Origin of the sequence: Streptomyces sp. NPDC059009 (genome assembly GCF_042740175.1) — a bacterium.
Lineage (GTDB): Bacteria > Actinomycetota > Actinomycetes > Streptomycetales > Streptomycetaceae > Streptomyces.
In genome coordinates this window covers 22,859-40,064 of sequence record NZ_JBHYJB010000037.1, presented here as the reverse complement: position 1 = coordinate 40,064, position 17,206 = coordinate 22,859, and the positions used below count along the sequence as shown (strand labels likewise).

16 protein-coding genes are annotated in these 17,206 nt (G+C 70.4%); 12 read left to right on the top strand and 4 right to left on the bottom strand.

Annotated features, from left to right (window positions below):
- Positions 1 to 143: 143 nt before the first annotated feature.
- Positions 144 to 659 (top strand): hypothetical protein, encoded by a 516-nt coding sequence (locus tag ACFWYM_RS31710; protein ID WP_384845130.1) that lies wholly within the window; start codon positions 144 to 146, stop codon positions 657 to 659.
- Positions 660 to 754: 95 nt separating this feature from the next.
- Here ACFWYM_RS31710 and sigJ read toward each other — a convergent pair whose 3' ends face one another.
- Positions 755 to 1,738 carry an RNA polymerase sigma factor SigJ gene (gene sigJ / locus ACFWYM_RS31705; protein ID WP_384845127.1) on the bottom strand — a complete coding sequence of 328 codons (984 nt, stop codon included), beginning with the start codon at positions 1,736 to 1,738 and terminating at the stop codon, positions 755 to 757.
- Positions 1,739 to 1,895: 157 nt separating this feature from the next.
- Here sigJ and ACFWYM_RS31700 point away from each other — a divergent pair, with 157 nt between their 5' ends.
- Both ACFWYM_RS31700 and ACFWYM_RS31695 read left to right on the top strand, forming a co-directional pair.
- On the top strand, positions 1,896 to 2,597 hold the full coding sequence (locus tag ACFWYM_RS31700; RefSeq protein ID WP_384845124.1) for an LUD domain-containing protein: 702 nt from the start codon (positions 1,896 to 1,898) through the stop codon (positions 2,595 to 2,597).
- A gap of 369 nt (positions 2,598 to 2,966) precedes the next feature.
- Positions 2,967 to 4,208, top strand: coding sequence for a hypothetical protein (locus ACFWYM_RS31695; protein ID WP_384845121.1), 1,242 nt, complete (start codon positions 2,967 to 2,969; stop codon positions 4,206 to 4,208).
- A gap of 15 nt (positions 4,209 to 4,223) precedes the next feature.
- Here ACFWYM_RS31695 and ACFWYM_RS31690 read toward each other — a convergent pair whose 3' ends face one another.
- Complete coding sequence (locus tag ACFWYM_RS31690; RefSeq protein ID WP_384845118.1) at positions 4,224 to 5,213, bottom strand: aldo/keto reductase; 990 nt, start codon at positions 5,211 to 5,213, stop codon at positions 4,224 to 4,226.
- 188 nt (positions 5,214 to 5,401) lie between these two features.
- Here ACFWYM_RS31690 and ACFWYM_RS31685 point away from each other — a divergent pair, with 188 nt between their 5' ends.
- Entirely contained in the window at positions 5,402 to 5,830 is a 429-nt protein-coding gene (locus tag ACFWYM_RS31685) for a nuclear transport factor 2 family protein (RefSeq protein WP_384845115.1), read from the top strand.
- 95 nt (positions 5,831 to 5,925) lie between these two features.
- On the opposite strand, the gene ACFWYM_RS31680 is transcribed toward ACFWYM_RS31685, so the two are convergent.
- Positions 5,926 to 6,771 (bottom strand): glycoside hydrolase domain-containing protein, encoded by an 846-nt coding sequence (locus ACFWYM_RS31680; protein ID WP_384845112.1) that lies wholly within the window; start codon positions 6,769 to 6,771, stop codon positions 5,926 to 5,928.
- Positions 6,772 to 7,107: 336 nt separating this feature from the next.
- Between ACFWYM_RS31680 and ACFWYM_RS31675 the strand changes: the two genes are divergently transcribed.
- Entirely contained in the window at positions 7,108 to 7,641 is a 534-nt protein-coding gene (locus ACFWYM_RS31675; RefSeq protein WP_384845109.1) for a DUF2690 domain-containing protein, read from the top strand.
- On the opposite strand, the gene ACFWYM_RS31670 is transcribed toward ACFWYM_RS31675, so the two are convergent.
- A complete protein-coding gene (locus ACFWYM_RS31670) occupies positions 7,638 to 8,009 on the bottom strand; it encodes an MmcQ/YjbR family DNA-binding protein (protein ID WP_384845106.1) in 372 nt (123 codons plus the stop codon). The two genes, ACFWYM_RS31675 and ACFWYM_RS31670, sit on opposite strands and share 4 nt — an antisense overlap.
- A gap of 544 nt (positions 8,010 to 8,553) precedes the next feature.
- On the opposite strand from ACFWYM_RS31670, the gene ACFWYM_RS31665 reads away from it, so the two are divergent.
- The 7 genes from ACFWYM_RS31665 to ACFWYM_RS31635 all read left to right on the top strand — a co-directional run bounded on the left by ACFWYM_RS31665 (position 8,554) and on the right by ACFWYM_RS31635 (position 17,118).
- The gene (locus ACFWYM_RS31665; protein ID WP_384845103.1) at positions 8,554 to 9,543 is read left to right on the top strand and encodes a polyprenyl synthetase family protein; all 990 of its coding nucleotides are present in this window, start codon (positions 8,554 to 8,556) and stop codon (positions 9,541 to 9,543) included.
- 393 nt (positions 9,544 to 9,936) lie between these two features.
- Positions 9,937 to 11,307: a radical SAM protein gene (locus ACFWYM_RS31660; protein WP_384845100.1), complete on the top strand. Its 1,371-nt coding sequence runs from the start codon at positions 9,937 to 9,939 to the stop codon at positions 11,305 to 11,307.
- 35 nt (positions 11,308 to 11,342) lie between these two features.
- Positions 11,343 to 12,098 carry a hypothetical protein gene (locus ACFWYM_RS31655; protein WP_384845098.1) on the top strand — a complete coding sequence of 252 codons (756 nt, stop codon included), beginning with the start codon at positions 11,343 to 11,345 and terminating at the stop codon, positions 12,096 to 12,098.
- A gap of 5 nt (positions 12,099 to 12,103) precedes the next feature.
- The gene (locus ACFWYM_RS31650) at positions 12,104 to 13,003 is read left to right on the top strand and encodes a class I SAM-dependent methyltransferase (protein WP_384845095.1); all 900 of its coding nucleotides are present in this window, start codon (positions 12,104 to 12,106) and stop codon (positions 13,001 to 13,003) included.
- Positions 13,000 to 14,688 carry an amidohydrolase family protein gene (locus ACFWYM_RS31645; RefSeq protein ID WP_384845092.1) on the top strand — a complete coding sequence of 563 codons (1,689 nt, stop codon included), beginning with the start codon at positions 13,000 to 13,002 and terminating at the stop codon, positions 14,686 to 14,688. The genes ACFWYM_RS31650 and ACFWYM_RS31645 overlap by 4 nt, the downstream gene beginning before the upstream one ends.
- Before the next feature lie 19 nt (positions 14,689 to 14,707).
- Positions 14,708 to 16,135 (top strand): FAD-dependent oxidoreductase, encoded by a 1,428-nt coding sequence (locus ACFWYM_RS31640; RefSeq protein WP_384845089.1) that lies wholly within the window; start codon positions 14,708 to 14,710, stop codon positions 16,133 to 16,135.
- A complete protein-coding gene (locus tag ACFWYM_RS31635; protein ID WP_384845086.1) occupies positions 16,129 to 17,118 on the top strand; it encodes an SDR family oxidoreductase in 990 nt (329 codons plus the stop codon). The genes ACFWYM_RS31640 and ACFWYM_RS31635 overlap by 7 nt, the downstream gene beginning before the upstream one ends.
- Positions 17,119 to 17,206: the final 88 nt, after the last annotated feature.

Below are 17,206 nucleotides of genomic sequence, written 5' to 3'. Positions count from 1 at the left end.
ATTGTCCGTGATCGGTAGCGATCGCATACGGCATGGCCGGAACTCCTCCCTCCCACCTCACACTGCTGCGGCCGGTTCATTGACCGCGTACCGGAAATCGACAAGCGCCTTGAGCACTCACGTCCGGCCTACGGGGGAACCCCATGCGCACGAAGACCCGCAAGAACTGGCAGCTCGGCCTGCTGGGCGCCACCGCCGCGCTCGCCCTGGCCACCAAGACGGCCTCGCCGAGCAAGCCGGCCCCGGAGAAGAGCACACCGGCCCCCGGGAAGACGGACGACGCCGAGGGCTCCGGCGGCGCCAACTCCGGTGGCAGCAGCGGCGGTTCGGACAAGGGCGACTACGCGGACCGGCAGACCCCGCCCGGCCCGATCTGCGCCCACCACGGCAAAGGCCCGTACTGGAGGCTCGTCGGCTACCTCAAGGACGGCACCGACGACAAGGAGGGCAACGACCTGCTGACCTTCCACATCGGCTCGTACGACTGCAGCGACGGGAGCCACCCGGTCCTCGAGATGGAGGGCGGGGGCAGGCACACGACGAGCATGGCTGTCGACGAGAAGCACCTGAAGGTCGTCGTGGCCGGTCAGCTCGCCTCCGAGATGGGCGGCAAGGAAGTGGACACCCAGAAGTTCCTGAGCAAGCTGGGCGCCAGGTGAACACCCTCGGCGGCTGACCGCACGGGCGGCCGAGGGCAAGGCGCTGGGGCATCGGTCTTCCTCTCCCCCTGGGAGAACGGAGGGGGAGACGTGCCTCAGTGCGCCGCCCAGTGACGGAGCTTCTCGGGGTTGCGCACGACCCAGATGTGCTTGATCCGGTCGCCCACGATGTCGAACGCGAACACCGTCACCGTGACGCCGTCCACCTGAGCCACCACACCGGGCTGGCCGTTGACCACCTGTTCCAGGAACGTCATGCCGGCGGGCCTGCGGTGGGCGATCTCGATCCAGGCGTGCGCGATCTGCTCGCCGCCTTCGATGGGGTGCAGGAAGGTCGTGGCGAGGCCCCCGCCGTCGGCGATCGCCGTGGCCTCGGGGTCGAGCAGGCCGATCAGGGCGTCGATGTCCTTGGCTTCCCATGCCTGCTTGAAGTCCCTGACGATGCCGGTGCGTCGGGCCGGCGGGGGCGTGGAGGAAGGCCGTGCGGTCCGGATGCGGCGGCGGGCCGAGGAAGCCAGTTGGCGGCATGCCGCGGGGCTGCGGCCGACGATCTCGGCCACTTCGGCGAAGGAGTGGCAGAAGACGTCGTGCAGGATGAACGCGACGCGCTCGGCGGGGGTCATCGATTCGAGCACGACCAGGAAGGCCAGGCTGATCGACTCGTCCAGGGTGACCCGGTCGGCCGGGTCGACGGCCGCACCGCCCGGCCGCCCGCTGACCCACTCCGTGCGCCCGGGCAGCGGCTCGGGGATCCACTCGCCCACGTAGGTCTCCCGCCGGGCCCGTGCGGAGCCGAGCAGGTTGAGGCAGATGCGGCCGGCGACCGTGGTCAGCCAGGCGCCGGGGGAGTTGATGGTGTCCTGCTGCTGCCGCGACATGGCGTACCAGCGGGCGTATGTCTCCTGGACGGCGTCCTCGGCCTCGGCCAGGGAGCCCAGGAGCCGGTAGGCGAGGTTGATCAGCTGGCGCCGCTCGCCCATGACCGTGTCCCGGTCCGTGTCCGGGCCCGTGTCCAGGCGCGGGTGCGGGTCTGGGGCCGGATCGGGTCGGTGGTGTCCTGCCTCGGATCGGGTGGTCATGGTGTCGCAGCTCCCTCGGTCGCGTCTGCCCTCACCGGTCCGACAGCGCAGCCCTCTGGAATGTGAGGCGAGGCAGCGACCTCACATTCCCGAGGGCTGCCGTGTCGGACTGCTGAGACGAGCACATCATCCAGCGGACAGGAAGCTCACCGACATCATGACGACATCACTGCCGACGCCGGCTTCGACCTCGACCTCGACCTCGACCTCGACTTCGACCTCGACTTCGACCTCGACTTCGACGTCGATCGCACCCTTTGCCGTCCCGGCGCCCGCGCAGCGCCTGGAGCGGGCGGCCACCGCGCTGACCGCGCATGGGTTCACCGTGGAGATCCTCGATGACGCCGCCGCCGCGCGTACGCGCATCAAGGATCTGATCCCGGAGGGCGCCGGCGTCTTCACCGGGGCCAGCGAGACCCTCCGGCTGTCCGGCATCCACGAGGACATCAACACCGGCGGGCGATACGACGCCATCAGGCCACGGGTCCTGGCCATGGACCGCGCCACCCAGATGAACGAGATCCGGCGGCTGACCGCTGCCCCCGACGTCGTCGTGGGCAGCGTCCACGCGGTGACGGAAACCGGCTCTCTCGTGATCGCCTCGGGCAGCGGAAGCCAGCTGCCCGCCAACGCCGGCGGCGCCGCCCGTGCGATCTGGGTCGTCGGCGCGCAGAAGGTGGTTCCCGACCTGCCCGCCGCGCTGCGCCGCGTCGAAGACCACTGCCTCCCTCTGGAGAGCGCCCGCACCCAGGAAGCGTATGGCTGGGACAGCGCCGTCAATCGCCTCCTCGTCCTCAACGCGGAATTCCAGCCCGGACGAGGCACCGTCCTGCTGCTCCGCGAGGCGATCGGATTCTGAACCACCCTGCGGTTCCGGGCAGTTCTCCTGTCGATCCCGCGCCCTCGCGGCTGGGCTGGTGGCGGTGGCGGCCGACCCGTCCGGGCTCGAAGGGCACGAACAGACCCTGTACGGGGCCTGCTTGGCGGCCGTCGCGTTCGCGTCCGGCGTCTGCTGCGGGCCGCGTGGCAGGGCGCGGATGCCTGGCCCGACGTCCGGGGCGTGGTGACGTGTGGGGCGCGGCAGGGGCGCACCCCGCCTGCCCTGTCATGCACATTGCTTCCTTGTGAACCAGTGCGCCTCCTTCGTCGCCGAGTGCAGGGCTGGGAGGGAGGAGAGGTAGAAGACATCGCGTGGCAAGTACACACCACCCAGTCCCAGGAGGCTCGGATGGCCAAGGCCGACCCCATGCCGGACAGCCACAAAGTCACGTACTTACCGGACGAGTGGCACTACCCCGACGTACTCGACGACGACCTCAAGGACAGCGGTCTGGCTCCTCCCGAGGCGGCCGAGGTGATCTCAACCTCATGGGAGTACTGCCGGTGCAGCATTCCCGTGTTCACCAACTGGGACCGCTTCCTCGCCTTCGTCCGTCTCACCGTGATCTACACGGTCGCCGAGTACCGGGGTGACCTGACCGACGACGTCCTGGAGGGCAGGCCCCTGCTGGGCTACGACGCGGACGGTCTGCTGCGCACGCTGTTCGAGGACACTCCCGTGCTGGAGGAGATGTCGCGTGAGTTCTGGACCTTCATGATCATCGCGTCGGAGAAGACGCGCGGCGACCGGCGGGGCTCGCTGCTGTTTCGCCGGCTGGTGGAGGCCACCGCGCACTCTCCCGCGGACTTCCTGCGTCTTCGCGACGCCGACGCCCAGGTCCGGCTCTACCTCGCCGCCACCCTCGCCTGCAACGACGTCACCGACCCGGACGCCTACTGCGGGGAGGAGCAGAACCGGGCCCTGAACGAACTGACGATCTCGCGCTACGACACCGTGGGGTACTTCAAGCACCGCGCGGAAGCCGAACTCTTCGACCCCTACTTCTACACCGGCCCGGAGATCCGCCAGGAGTACTACCACAAGCTCCGCCAGGCCCTGTGGGCGCTGGACACCAACTGGGGGCGCACGGCCAACGGGCGGTACATGCTCGCCTACATGAGGATCATGGGCGGCCCCATCCACCTGGAGATGCGGCGCTACCGGTTCGTGCAGGACGGGCTCGTGCTCGGCAGGACCGAGACGGACTCCGTCGTCGAGGAGACCCGGCGCAACTTCAAACTCTGGTACCGAATCGACGCTCCCGACGCCGGGCAGCCGCAGCCGGCCGACGTCGAACGGTACGAGGCCATCATGGCCCAGGAGGAACGGCTGCTGTTTCCCGGGCTCGCGGCCATGCTCAATCGCCCCGACGAGGAGAAGTGCCCACGTTGCGTGCGACGCCATGCTTATGGGGCGCAGTCGATCGGGGAAGTGGCCGGGGTCCAGCTCTGCGACGACTGCCGGGCAGTATGGCGCGCCTATTTCCTCGACGTCCCTCGCCGTGTCGCAGCAGCCCTGCCCCTGGCGGGTGCAAAGCCGGACCGGCCCACGACGGCAGCCGCGCGCGAGAGTGCACCGACGCCTGGATGAACGACCCAGGCGAGGTCAGCGTCGTCCGAGTACCTGGTCGATCTCGCTCAACTGGGCTGCGGTGAGCGGCCCCTTCGCCATCGCCGCCGCGTTCTGCTCCGCCTGCTCGACCGAGCGGAACCCCGGGACCGGGACGGTGCGCGGGCTGCGCGCCCACAGCCAGGCCAGGGCGCCCTGGCCGAGGGTGCGGCCGCCGGAGGTGAGGATGTCGCGCAGGGAGTCGACCCGGGTGACCCAGTCCTGGTCGGCGCCGGCGTTCTCACGGAAGCCCGGCAGCCAGGTGGGCGGTGAGTTGCGGATGTCCCCGGCCGCCAGGACCCGCCCGGACGTGTGCTTGCCCGTCAGCAGCCCCATGGCCAGCGGACTCCGGTTGATGGCGGCAAGGCCCAACTCCTCGCACAGAGCGATCATTTCGGGCGCGTCCTGCAGTACGTTGAGTGCGTGCTGCACGGCCGCGCAGTGCTCCCCCTCGGCGAACACCCTGGCCCGCTCGGGGTCGTCGGTGCTCCATGCGTAGGCGCGCACGAGTCCCTCGCGGACGAACTCCTCGCAGAGGTCGCGGAGTTCGGCGCCCCGTCGTGGATCGGCCTCGGACAGGTGCAGCTGGTAGAGGTCGATGTGATCGGTGCCGAGCCGCTGCAGTGACGCGGTCAGGGCCCGGCGGGCGTATGGCGGGGAGTCGTCCGAGCCGGTGAGGGTGCGCGTCCTCTCGTCGAAGACGTTGCCCCACTTGGTGGCGATCACGACGTCGTCGCGCCGCTCGCCCAGCGCACGCCCCAGCACGCGCTCGCTGTGCCCGGCGCCGTACGTGTCCGCCGTATCGAAGAACGTCACGCCGAGGTCGAGAGCGCGGTGGATCGCCCGTACGGACTCGCTGTCGTCGACCGTGCCCCAGCCGAGGGGCCGGCCGCTCGCGTCCTGCCACTCCCCGCCGATGGCCCAGCAGCCGAAGCCGAGAGCGCTGACCTGGATGCCGCTGCGACCGAGTGTCCTGTTGGTCTCCATGCCTGCCCACGCTAGGAGTTGGAGCGCACGCGAAGGCAACGCTTTGCGGCCTCGTCGACGGCGGCCCCGGCTGTTCGGCGCGTGCAACAAGGCTGTTATGTACTGATCGATCCAAAACCTGATAGCGTGCGGAGCGGTGAGTCCACCAGTCGTGGTGGGCTCGGTCCGAACGGATGGGGAGGCATGCCATGGCAGCAGATCAGCGCACGGCCCGAGAGGTCCTGGACGCGTATCTGCGCGAGTTGCACAGCGGCTACAGCGAGCGGATGGTGGAGCTCTTCGCCGCGAAGGTCGACTGGAGTATTCCCGGGGCGGACGACGTCCCTTGGCTCGGGGAGCGCTCGACGCGGGACGAGATAGCCGACTACTTCACCTCACATGCGGGCTACGTGGCCAGGGACGAGTTCGTTGTCGAGCGCGTGCTGGCCGATGACCGGGACGGGGTGGCGCTCGGGTACTTCAAGGGCCGGGTCAAGGCCAACAACGCGCCGATGGAGAGCTGGTTCGCCATCCAAGTGACCGTGTCCGACGGGCTGATCACGCGCTATCGCTTCTACGAGGACAGCCTGGAGGTCGCGCGGGCGTGGCGGGCGCCGGGTCGGGCGGAGTCGGCCTGAGCCCTGAGCCCTGAGCCCTGAGCCCTGAGCCCGATGCCCGGAAAGGGGCCGTCGGGCAGGGGGCGTCGAACACAGGCTCTGTGCCTGGCACGCACTCAGCCGACGATGGCCACGGGCGCGTCCCAGGCGTTGCGGTCGACGGTGATCGTGTAACCGCCGCGCTTCTCCTTGCTGTTGACCATGTACTGGTGGCCACGGCTGTGGTTCGTGTACAGCGACTTCGACCACGGCCAGTCACTGGTCGTGGTGTTGACTTTGTCCCACTTCGCGTACCAGAGGCTGTCCGGCAGGTCGGTACGGTCGGCTGCTGTGGCCACGGCCTTCGCACTGGAACTGCTGAACCCGTAGTACCCGGCCCGGTACGTCTTGGCGCGCAGGGTCTTGGTGAAGGCGCGCACGTACGTGAGCACGGCCTTGTTGCACGAGGCGTTCGCGACGTCGTACGGCTCCATGTCCAGGTAGATCGCGCTGCCCGCCTTCATGCCGAGCTTGGATGCCTTGGCCACGGCGTCCTTGCCGTTGGCGACACCGAGGGAGGAGGCGTTGGCCGCCGTCATCTTCTCCGGGCTGGAGCCCCTCTGGCAGAACGGCTGAGCACCCACGTAGAGGGGGATGAGCTTCCACCCCTGGGCGGTGACCTTCTTCACCCAGGGTGCGGTGAGGTTGGGCTGCGAGCAGCCGCGGTTCTTGCCACCGATGTAGACGGCGGCCGCGCCGTAGAACCCGGTGCGCCACGCCTTCATCGCGGCGGCAGAGGGGGCGGTGCAGGTGTCGAAGGCGCGACCGGTGTACGTCTTCTTCGCGGGCCAGGTGGTGCCCGCCGACGCGCTCTGCACGAGGGCGCCGCCACCCGCGACGATCGTGGCACCCGCGGCGCCCCAGGCGATATAGCGATTTCTCTTGGACAGCCGGTGCGCAGGCTTGCGCGACGTGCCGAACATAAGGTCCCCACCCCTTGACGCGCACTGGCGCACTTCTGTTGTTACTGATCGCTGCAGGATAGACCGGGCTTGTCAGGGCCCTCAACGGCCGACCGGAAACCTTCCGCCCCCCGTGGGACGCCACACGCCGCGCTGCTCACCATGCCCCTGGGGATGGCCGGTATGCCTCTGACACACCGGGAGGGGGCCCGCGAGGATCGAGGATGCAGCCTGAATTCCCCCTGCAGAGAGCCTCTGGGATGGTGAGAGTCGCTGATGAGCGCGAGTGACCCCGGTCCGGCTCCGACATCAGATCCCGGGCCTCTGAAGAGGGCGTGCAGGGCCGCGATACGGCGCATGCGCAGCGGCTGGCGGTACGCGTGGACTCCGGCCTCGCACGCCGCGGTGACCGGCGGCGTCGTCATCGCCGTCGCAGGCAGCCTCTCGACCGTCGTCTTCACCGGTCTGTGGGATGAGACCTTCGGACCCGAGCCGCCTCCCAAGGCGGCCTCGTGCCCGGGAAAGGGCTGCGAGGGCAAGAACCCGCAGAAGATCGGCGGCTGCACTGCGGACGCGCGGACCTACCAGCCGGTCAGGAAGAAGAACCCTGCCACGCTGCACCTGCGCTACTCCAAGCGCTGTGGCGCGGTATGGGCCCGGGTGACCACCGCCGAGGTGGGAGACAGCATCAGCGTCTCGGTCCAGGGCGGTTCGGCGCAGAGCGCCGTGGTGGAGACCTTCCATGACCAGTTCACTCCCATGACGGTGGTCACCCGCTCCTTCAGAGTGCGGGCATGCGTCGTGCCGACCCATGCCACGAACCGCAAGGGCACCTGGGATCGGTACTGCATGAACGCCTCCGACAAGTCGCCGTGGTCGAAGCCCGGTTAGTCCTGGGGCGGCGCCCCCAGCTCAGGGTGCGCCTCGAGGAGTTTGCGCGGGGCCGCCTGGCGCCAGGAGTCGGCGAGGATCGCCGCCAGCTCGTCGCGGTCGTCCAGGGCGTGGATCCTGACTCTGAGCCAGGGGTAGTTGTCGTCGTGGCCAGCGCGCAGGAAGAACTTCTCCGGCTCTGTCGCGATGAGTTCGGCGCGCTCCTCCTGAGGGCACTTCACACCGAGCACGGGGCCCTCCGGGGAGTCGTCGATGGAGGCGAAGACCTTGCCGCGTTCGACGCGGAAGGTCGGCATGCCCCAGGCGGCCTTCTCGAAGGCGCCGGGCAGTTCGAGGGCGATCCGGCGGACGTCGTCTTCGGTGGGCATCGCGCGCTCCTGCTGGTCGGGGCCCGGGGCGGGTCGGAGTCCCAGCATCGCGCACCCGGCTCTGGCTCACCTGGGCAAAGGGGCCTGTCACCCGGGCGGGGTGGTAGAAGAAGTGCCCCCGGTGACCCAGCGCACGCCGTGCTGTGCGCCTTGCGCGGCGTACACCGGCGCTCTCGCCGCCACGGCCCGCTCATGCGCGCGGCGGACCAGGTCCCACGAGCTGCGCGGGCGCCAGTGTGCCCTCGTGCCCCGCGTACCACGCAGGTCATGGGCACAACAAGGCGACGGTGGCTCACGCCTTCTTGAGCCCCGGCCGTGTCCCGCACGATGGCGCTCATTGGCCGCTGCTGGACCTGCGCGGCGGTCGATGGCCACGTACGACTCAGCAGAGGACGGCGGGCGGGGTATGACGGACCTATTCGTCGAGGGAATCGCCGAGACCGAAGCGCAGAACGAGCCTGACTTCAGCTCACCGGAGGTCAGCCAACTCCTGGATGGGGCACGGACGTTGATCGGGACGTCCGTGCACCAATGGACGCAGAGCATGGCAACCGCGCTCCGGCGCATGGTGGAGTACCACTTCGGCTGGAACGAGCAGGGCGAGCCGACCGGGCGGAGAGACAGAGATGAGGAGGGCGGCGGCGCCGAGCACACGCCGCTGCCCGGCAAAGCGCTCCGCCCGGCCCTCGCGCTGCTCTGTGCGGAAGCGGTGTGCACACGGCGCGACCGCGCCCTGCCCGCCGCGGTCGCCGTCGAGCTGGTGCACAACTTCTCACTGGTCCATGACGACCTCATCGACGGCGACGCCTACCGCCACGGCCGGCCCACGCTCTGGTCCCGCTTCGGCCGGGGTGAGGCCACGCTGACGGGCGACGCCCTGTTCGCCCTGGCCTTCCGGGTCCTGGCCGAGGCCCCGGCGCCCCGGCTCGCGCTCACCCTGTGCGAACTGGCCGACGCCACCCACGAGATGGCCGACGGACAGGCGCTCGACCTGCTCGGGCAGGGCAGGGGCCGGGTCGACGGCGGCGTGGTCGCCGAGCGGGCTTGTGCCGTCGCCCGGGCCAAGACCGGGGCGCTCATGGGCTGTGCGTGCGCGGTCGGCGCCATCGCGGGTGGCGCGGACGATGTGCGTACGGGGCACTTCCGCGCCTTCGGGCGGAGCCTGGGCCTCGCCTTCCAGCTCGCCGACGACCTGTTGGGCATCTGGGGCGACCCGGGCCGCACCGGCAAGCCCGTGGGCTCCGACCTGGCCGAGCGGCGGGTGACCCTGCCGGTGGCCGCGGCTCTTGCCTCGCGTACGGCCGCGGGGCGGGAACTCGCCGAGCGCTATGACGCCGTTGAGCCGCCCGGCATGGCCGAGGTGCCGGACATGACCCGACTCGTCGAACAGGCCGGTGGCCGCCTCTGGGCAGTGCAGGCGCTCGCACGCTTCCGCGCCGAGGCCGCGGCCCATCTGCGGCGGGCTGCACCGGCATCCGGGCCGGGCGGCATGCTCAGCGGCCTGGCCGCGGCTGCGGCTTGCCGTAGCCACTGAAGGTCGAGGGCCGGGTCTCAATGCCTGGTCCCGAAGCCCGAGTTCGAGCGCCTGGCTCCAGGGGCCGAGGCCCGTTGTACCGGCTCAGCGACCAAAACCCGGTAGCGGAATCCCGGTGCCCGATCCTGAGCAACCGAGCCCCGTGTCAGAGCCCAGCGTCCGACACCGAAGACCGAAGACCGAAGGCGGAAGACCGAAGGCGGAAGGCGGAAGGCGGAAGGCCGAAGATCCAGCGCCCGATCCCGAACGATCGTGCCCCCGGAACCCGAGCCCCCGCACCTGAGGCCCTCCAATCCACCCGCAACAACCCACGACACCGGCCCACGACCTCCGCCCCATGACCCCTCGGCCGCCCCCGGGGCCGGGGCCTGCCGCGAAAGGACGTGTCCCCCCATGCCCCCCACCCCACAACCCGCACGCGACGCCCCCTTCCTCCCCAAGTCCTGGCTCCAGCGCTACGACAGCGTGCGCCTCACCCGGGACTCGGACGGCGCCGTCCTCGACCTCCCCGTCGGCAGTTCCATCCTCTCCTTCCTCGACTACAACCCGCGCTGGTTCGTGGACCGGCTGGTCGAGAGCCACGGTCGGACGCTGTTCACCCTCGGCCTCGACATGACCAACTCGTGCACGGACGCCTGCCCGATGTGCTTCACCATGGCCAAGCGCAAGGCGGACGGGCTCAATCTCCACCTCGACGTCGATCTGACCCTGCGGCGCATGGCCGAACTGCGCGCGGCCTACCCGGACACCTTCCGTCTCGTGATGATGTCCGGCTCCGGTGAACCCCTCAACTTGCCCGGCGTGGAAGAGCTGTTGGACGGGGTCGCGGACCTCGGGCTCGCCATCCGCGTCTACACCGCGGGCAAGAAGCTCAACAAGGAACGCGTCCGCCGCGCCGTGCTGCGCTCGGCCGTCGCCGTGCGGCTGAGCGTCGACGCCGTGGACGAGGAGACCTTCCGGACCGTGCACGCGGCCGAGGGGCTCGACGAGCGGCTCGACTCGATCCGGGCCCTGGTGGAGGAGCGCGACCGCTCCGGGGCCACGACGCTGATCGGCGCCCACTTCGTCATCCAGCGCGACAACTGGCGCCAGATCGTGCCCTTCGCCGAACAGACCCGGCGCCTGGGCTGCGACTACGTCTCGTACAGCCAAGAGACCTACGGGCACGTCGCCGGAGGCTTCACCCGCGCGGAGTTCCAGCGCATGATCGCCGACCTCAACGCCGTGGAGCAGCTGCACGACGACGACTTCGGGGTGATGGTGCCGCGGCTGACCGCGCGGCCCACCGTGCTCGCCTTCGACAAGGACTTCACCGCCGACGAACGCGTCCTCGACGGCTGTCACCACAGCCGCCAGCACATCTTCTTCGGCGTCCGCAACGACTTCTCCGCCTGCTGCCTCGCGGGCATGGACGCGGACTTCGCCCGCGAGTCCCGTCTGGGGCCGCTGGCCGACGACCGGACCATGACCGGTGTGCGCGCGGTCGTGGAGCAGGGCGTCGGCAGCGCCCTGGGACGGCCCGCCAAGCTCAGCTGCAACTCCTGCATGATGAACGGCTACAACACCGTCCTCGACAAGATCTTCCATTTTCTCGACGGCGAGACGTCGTGGGACTGCGGGCTCCTGCCGTACGTACCGGGCCGCAGCCGCGCCACGGACTACGAGCTGGTGATGAAGGGCGTCGAGGAACAGGAACGTCTCGCCGCGCGCACCGGTACGGCCGAGCGGCCCCCCACCTTGCTGCCCGTCGTCAACGCCGACTAGCCGACCGGCCGACCAGTCGAGGGGGCGAGGTCTCCATGAACCAGCCGCTGTCCTACCAGTTCTGCATCGCGGTGCTCGGACTGTCGTGGATCGTCGTCTACGCACTGATCATCCGTCTCGGATTCCGGGACCGGACCTATGGCATGCCATGTGTGGCGGTGTGCGGAAACCTGGCGTGGGAGTTCCAGTTCGCCTTCGTCAGGCCCTACGAGCCCTTCCAACAAGCCGCCGACATCGTGTGGTTCACGATGAACCTCGTCATCGTGGCGACCGTCGTGAGATTCGGGCCGCGGCAGTTTCCCGGCCTGCCCGCCGCCGGCTTCTACGCGCTGTTCGGCACCGGCATGGCCCTGGCCTTCAGCGGGGTCCACCTGCTGGCCCGCGAGCTGGGCGACATGGCCAGCGTCTATCTCGGCTTCGGCGACACGGTGCTGATGTCGGCGCTGTTCCTGTCCATGGCCATCGGCCGCCGCACCCTGGCCGGGCAGTCCCTGGTCATCGCATACGTGAAATGGATCGGTACGGCCGTCGGCAGCGTCGCCTACTGGTTCTTCGACGCCGAGCACTCCCACGTGCCGCTCATCGGATACGGCGGGATCGCCATCTTCGTCCTCGACGCGGCGTACGTCGTGGTCCTGCACTGGCTGCGCGCCCAGGACCGGGCGGTGACCACACCGCCGGTGCTGCCCCGCCCGGCTTCGTCCCGGGACGCCGCCGAACCAGCCGACCACCGTGCCCGCACAGCCCGCACAGCCCGCACCGACCTCGCAGACCTCACCGAAGGACCGTGACCCCCATGCGCCTGAAAGCCGACCTGTACGACGCGTACCGAGATCTCGTGGGCGACCGGGTCCAGCGCGGCGAACGCTACGAAGAGATGCTGCCCGCCTTCTACTCCTTCGCGACCGCGGCCTACCGCGACAACTGGGCCGACTCCTTCCACCTGCCCCCCTTCCACGGACCCGAGGGCCTGGGGGAGGCGCTGACCGCGCAGGAGCACCGCCTCGCGGACGACGCCGGGTTCACCCATGGCATGCGCCTGCTCGACATCGGCTGCGGCATCGGCGGCCCGGCCCTGTCCATCGCCCGGCACACCGGCGCGCACGTGACCGGCCTCAACATCGTGCCGGCGCACATCGACCTGGCTCGTGAGCGAGCCACCGAGCAACAGATGGACGATGCAACGGAGTTCGTCGTCGGGGACATGATGAAGCTGCCCTTCCCCGACGCCTCCTTCGACGGCGCCTTCTCCTTCGACGCGATCTGCCACGCCCCCGACAAAAGCGCCGTCTACGCCGAAGTGGCCCGCGTCCTCAGGCCCGGCGCGGTCTTCAGCGGCTGTGACTGGCTGTGCGCCGACGACCTGGGCGCGGCCGACTACCAGCGCTGGATCGAGCCCGTGTGCACGTACTCGGCGCTGCCCGGAGTGCTCAGCCCCGCTCAGGTAGCCGCCGGACTCACCGCCGCGGGATTCACCGTCCACCATTGCCACGACCTCGCCGAGAGCGGCGACATGGCGCCGAACTGGGAGCTGTTCGAGCGTGCCGCGGCGACCATCACGCCGCCCCGCACCGGCGCCCACGAACTGCTGTGGCAGCACGCCGTGACCACCGCTCGCGCGGGGCGCGCGGGCACGTTCGTCGTCGGCACCTGGCACGCCGAGCTGACGAACGACTCCTCCCGGGAGGGCCGATGACCCGCTACGACACCCTGATCAAGAACGGCACCGTGATCGACGGGCGGCGCACCCCACGCCTGCGCGCCGACCTCGCCATCAAGGACGGCAAGGTGGCCGCCATCGGCAAGCTGCACCCCGGCGACGCCGAACGCACCCTGGACGCCGACGGGTTGATCGTGGCCCCCGGCTTCGTGGACCTGCACACCCACTACGACGCCCAGCTGTTCTGGGACCCGTACTGCAGCATCTCCGGTCTGCACGGCGTCACGTCCGTGGTGATCGGCAACTGCGGCTACGGCTTCGCGCCGGTGCGCCCCGCGATGCGTGAGGCCGCGATGCGCACCCTGACGCGTGTCGAGCAGATCTCGTACGACTCGATGCGGCTGTCCCTGCCCTGGACCTGGGAGAGCTTCCCGGAGTTCGTCGACGCCGTCGAATCGACCCCCAAGGGCGTCAACGTCCTTCCGTACATGGGGGTGAACCCCCTCCTGACGTACGTGATGGGGGAGAAGGAGGCGAAGGCGCGGCACGCCACCGACGAGGAGAACACCGAGATCGCCCGGATCTTCGACGAGGCCCTGGCCGCCGGGGCCTGCGGCTGGTCGGCGCTGCGCTGCCCGCCCGACTCCTACTCCAGCGTCCACCGCGACCACGACGGGACGTCCTTCGCCTCCGACCTGATGAGCAACGAGACGGCGCTGGCCCTCGGGCGCGTGATGGCGCGCCGCAACGCGGGCTTCATGGAGCTGACGATGGTCTCCAACGACCCGGCAGCCGACATCGCGCACATGGAGGAACTGGCCCGCGTCAGCGGCCGCCCCATCATCTGGAACACCCTGGTCGTGGACGGTGCCGACCCCGAGCGGCACCGCATGGCCATGGCCTGGTTCGACAGCTGCCGCGAACGCGGCCTGCCGCTGTACTGCCAGGCCACCACCACCGACGTCAGCATGCCCTTCACGCTGGACGTGTGGAACCTGTGGGACGCCAACCCGGCCTGGCAACAGGCCCTGACCGGCACCGTCGAGGAACGCATCACCGCCCTCTCCGACCCCCGCACCCGTAAGGCGCTCAAGAAGGAGAACGTGGTCCTCTTCCCGCTGCGCCTGGTCACCCTCATCCGCACCGAGCTCGTCGAATACACGGCGTACGAAGGGAAGTTGCTGCCCGAGATCGCCGACGCCGTGGGCCGCGACCTGGTCGACGTGTTCCTGGACATCTCCATCGCCGAGCAGCTGCGCACACAGTGGCGAGTCGACCTGCTCGAACCGGACTCCTCACTGCTGCGCGAAGTCATCCAGCACCCCTGGATGATCCCCGGCGTCTCCGACGGCGGCGCCCACAGCAAGATGCTGACCAGCGGCCGCTTCCCGACCGAACACATCGAGACCTACGTCCGCGAGTACCAGTGGATCTCCCTGGAGGAGATGCACTGGAAGCTCTCCGCCTTCCCGGCCTGGGTCGCCGGATTCAAGAACCGCGGCACGCTCGTCGAAGGCGCCCCGGCGGACATCGTCGTCTACGACTACGAGAACCTGCGCTCCCTGCCCGAGGAGATCAGCCACGACCTGCCGGGCGGCGACTGGCGTCGCACACGCAGGGCGGAGGGCTACCGCCACATCCTCGTGAACGGCGAGATCACCTACACCGACGGCACCTGCACGGGCGCCACGCCCGGGCGGCTGCTGCGGCACGGCGGCTGACACACCAAGGGGGGCAGCTGTGGGGCGATCGGGTGCACACGTACCTGCGGGCGCGCGCGTGGCCGTCGTCGGCGCGGGCATCGCGGGCCTGGCCGCGGCCTTCCGGCTCCAGCGCGCCGGTTGCGACGTCACCGTCCTCGACACGGCGCCGCGCGAGCTGGTGGGCGGCCGGATGGCGAGCCAGGAACGCGACGGCTTCCACGTCGACCTCGGCGCCCCGCTGCTGGGCCGCCGCTACCGGCGCATGCGGTCGCTGATCGCCGACGCCGGGCTGGAGGGGGAGGTGCTGCCCGCGGCCGACCTGACCGGCACCGCGTACGAGGGACGGGTGCACCGGGGCCGGACCGGGAGCCCGTTGCGGCTGCTCGGCGGCGGACTCCTGCACGGTGTGCCCCTCACGGACCGCCGCCAACTCCTGACCGAGCTACGGAAGTTGCGCCCGGTCCTGCACCCGGACGACATGTCTGCGGCCGCCGCGCACGACACGGAGAGCGTGTACCGGTACGCGCTGCGCCGGGGCCTGTCCACCCGCACGGTGGAGCATCTGCTCGACCCGCTCGGAGCCACGCTGTGCCTGACGGACCCTGAGGACACCGCGCAGGCCGCGCCCTTCCTGTACCTGGCGTTCCTGCTCACCTCGGGCGGCTACTTCACCTCCGTGCGCGGCAGCGGCTTCCTGCCGCAGGGTCTGGCCCGCACGGTGCCGGTGCGGCACGGAACGCGGGTGGTCGCGGTGGCGGCGGCGGGCGCGGAGGTGCACGTCACCTCGCGGTGCCCTGCGCGGGCAGAGCGCAGTGACGCCTTCGAGGGGCTGGTGCTCGCCGTCCCGCCGACGCTGCTCCCCGCGATCTGGCTACAACTTCCCCCGGAGCTCAAGGAGTTGTGCCGTGCCACGCGATACGGGTCCGCCGTACAGGTGACGTTCTGCCTGGACCGGCCGACCACGGAGCACGCCGTGATGGTGCACACCCCGCGCGCGGAGACCCCGGACCTGGGGGGCTGCGTGCTGCCGCACAACCTCTCGCCGCTGCGCGTCCCGCCGGGCCGGGGAATGATCACCGCGTATCTGCGCGGCGAGGCGTCGCGGCGGCTGTGGGACGGTGACGACGCGGAGGCGGCCGACCGGGTCCTCGCGGGCCTCGCCGCCCTGGGCGTCCTGCCGGAAGCGGGCACCCACTGCGAAACCGTCCACGTCGACCGGATCCCGAACTGCGTGGTGCGCCGCGCCCCTGGTGACTACCGCCGTGTCGCCCGCGCCGCCGCCTCGTACCGACCCGGCGGCGGCCGCATCCAGCTCGCGGGCGGCGACCTGTTCGGCCACTCCACCACCATCGGCAGCCTCACCTCGGGCGAGGAAGCGGCGCGACGTCTCCTCGCCGAGCTGCGGCCCGCGCCCTCCCGCACCCTCGGATCCCGCACCCCGCGCACGGAAAGGCCCGCATGTTGAATCAACGGATCCCCACGCCCCGCGGCCCGGCGGCTCCGGTGTCACCGATCCTCATCACCGGCTGCTCCACCGGCATCGGCCGCGCCACCGCACATCGCCTCGTCCACGACGGCCACTTCGTGTACGCCACCGCCCGCACCCCCGAAGCCGTCAAGGAGCTGCGCGGCGCCACCTGCCGGACGCTGCGCCTCGACCTCACCGACGAGGCGAGCATGCGCGCGGCGGTCGAAGTCGTCGAGCAGGAGCACGGCCGCATCGGCACCCTGGTCAACAACGCCGGATACGCGGAGATCGGCCCGGCCGAGCTGCTCACGACCGAGCGGCTGCGCCTGCAGTTCGAGACCAACGTGTTCGGCACCTGGCGGCTGTGCCAGCTCGCCCTGCCCGCCATGCGTGCGGCGGGAACGGGCCGGATCGTCAACGTCGGCTCCATCGGAGACAGTTGCACCCTGCCGTTGTGGGGCGCCTACACCGCGTCCAAGCACGCGCTCAAGGCACTCAACGACACCCTGCGCATGGAGCTCGCGCCGTACGGCATCACGACGGTGCTGGTCGAACCGGGCCTGATCGACACGCACTTCGCCGCCGCGATCGACCAGAACATCACCCGGCACGGTACGGACGGCCCCCACCCCGCCTACGACGCCCAAATGCGCGGTTTCGGCGCGGTGTTGGGCGACGTACTGTCCCGCGGCGCGACGTCCGCACGGCTGCGCGCGACGCTCCTGCAACGGATCACCCAGAAGCCCGACGCCGTGGCCCGCACCATCGCCACCGCGGCCACGGCCCCCCGCCCGCACCCCCACTACCGCGTCCCGCTGCACGCCCGGCTCGCCATCGCCGCGCACCACGCCCTGCCTGCCCGTAGCTGGGACGCGCTGACACGCCTGCTGTTCCTGGGCCGGGCGGGCGCCGCAGCACCACCTCGTGGCGCACCTCTCGCCGGCGCTCCGGCCCGCCGGGTGCCCGGGGGCGAGCGGTGAGCCGGGGCGGGCCGTCACGTTCGGTGCGGGTGGGCGTGCGCGTCCTGAGCGACTACCTCACCGACGGCACCTCCAAGGGACCGAGACC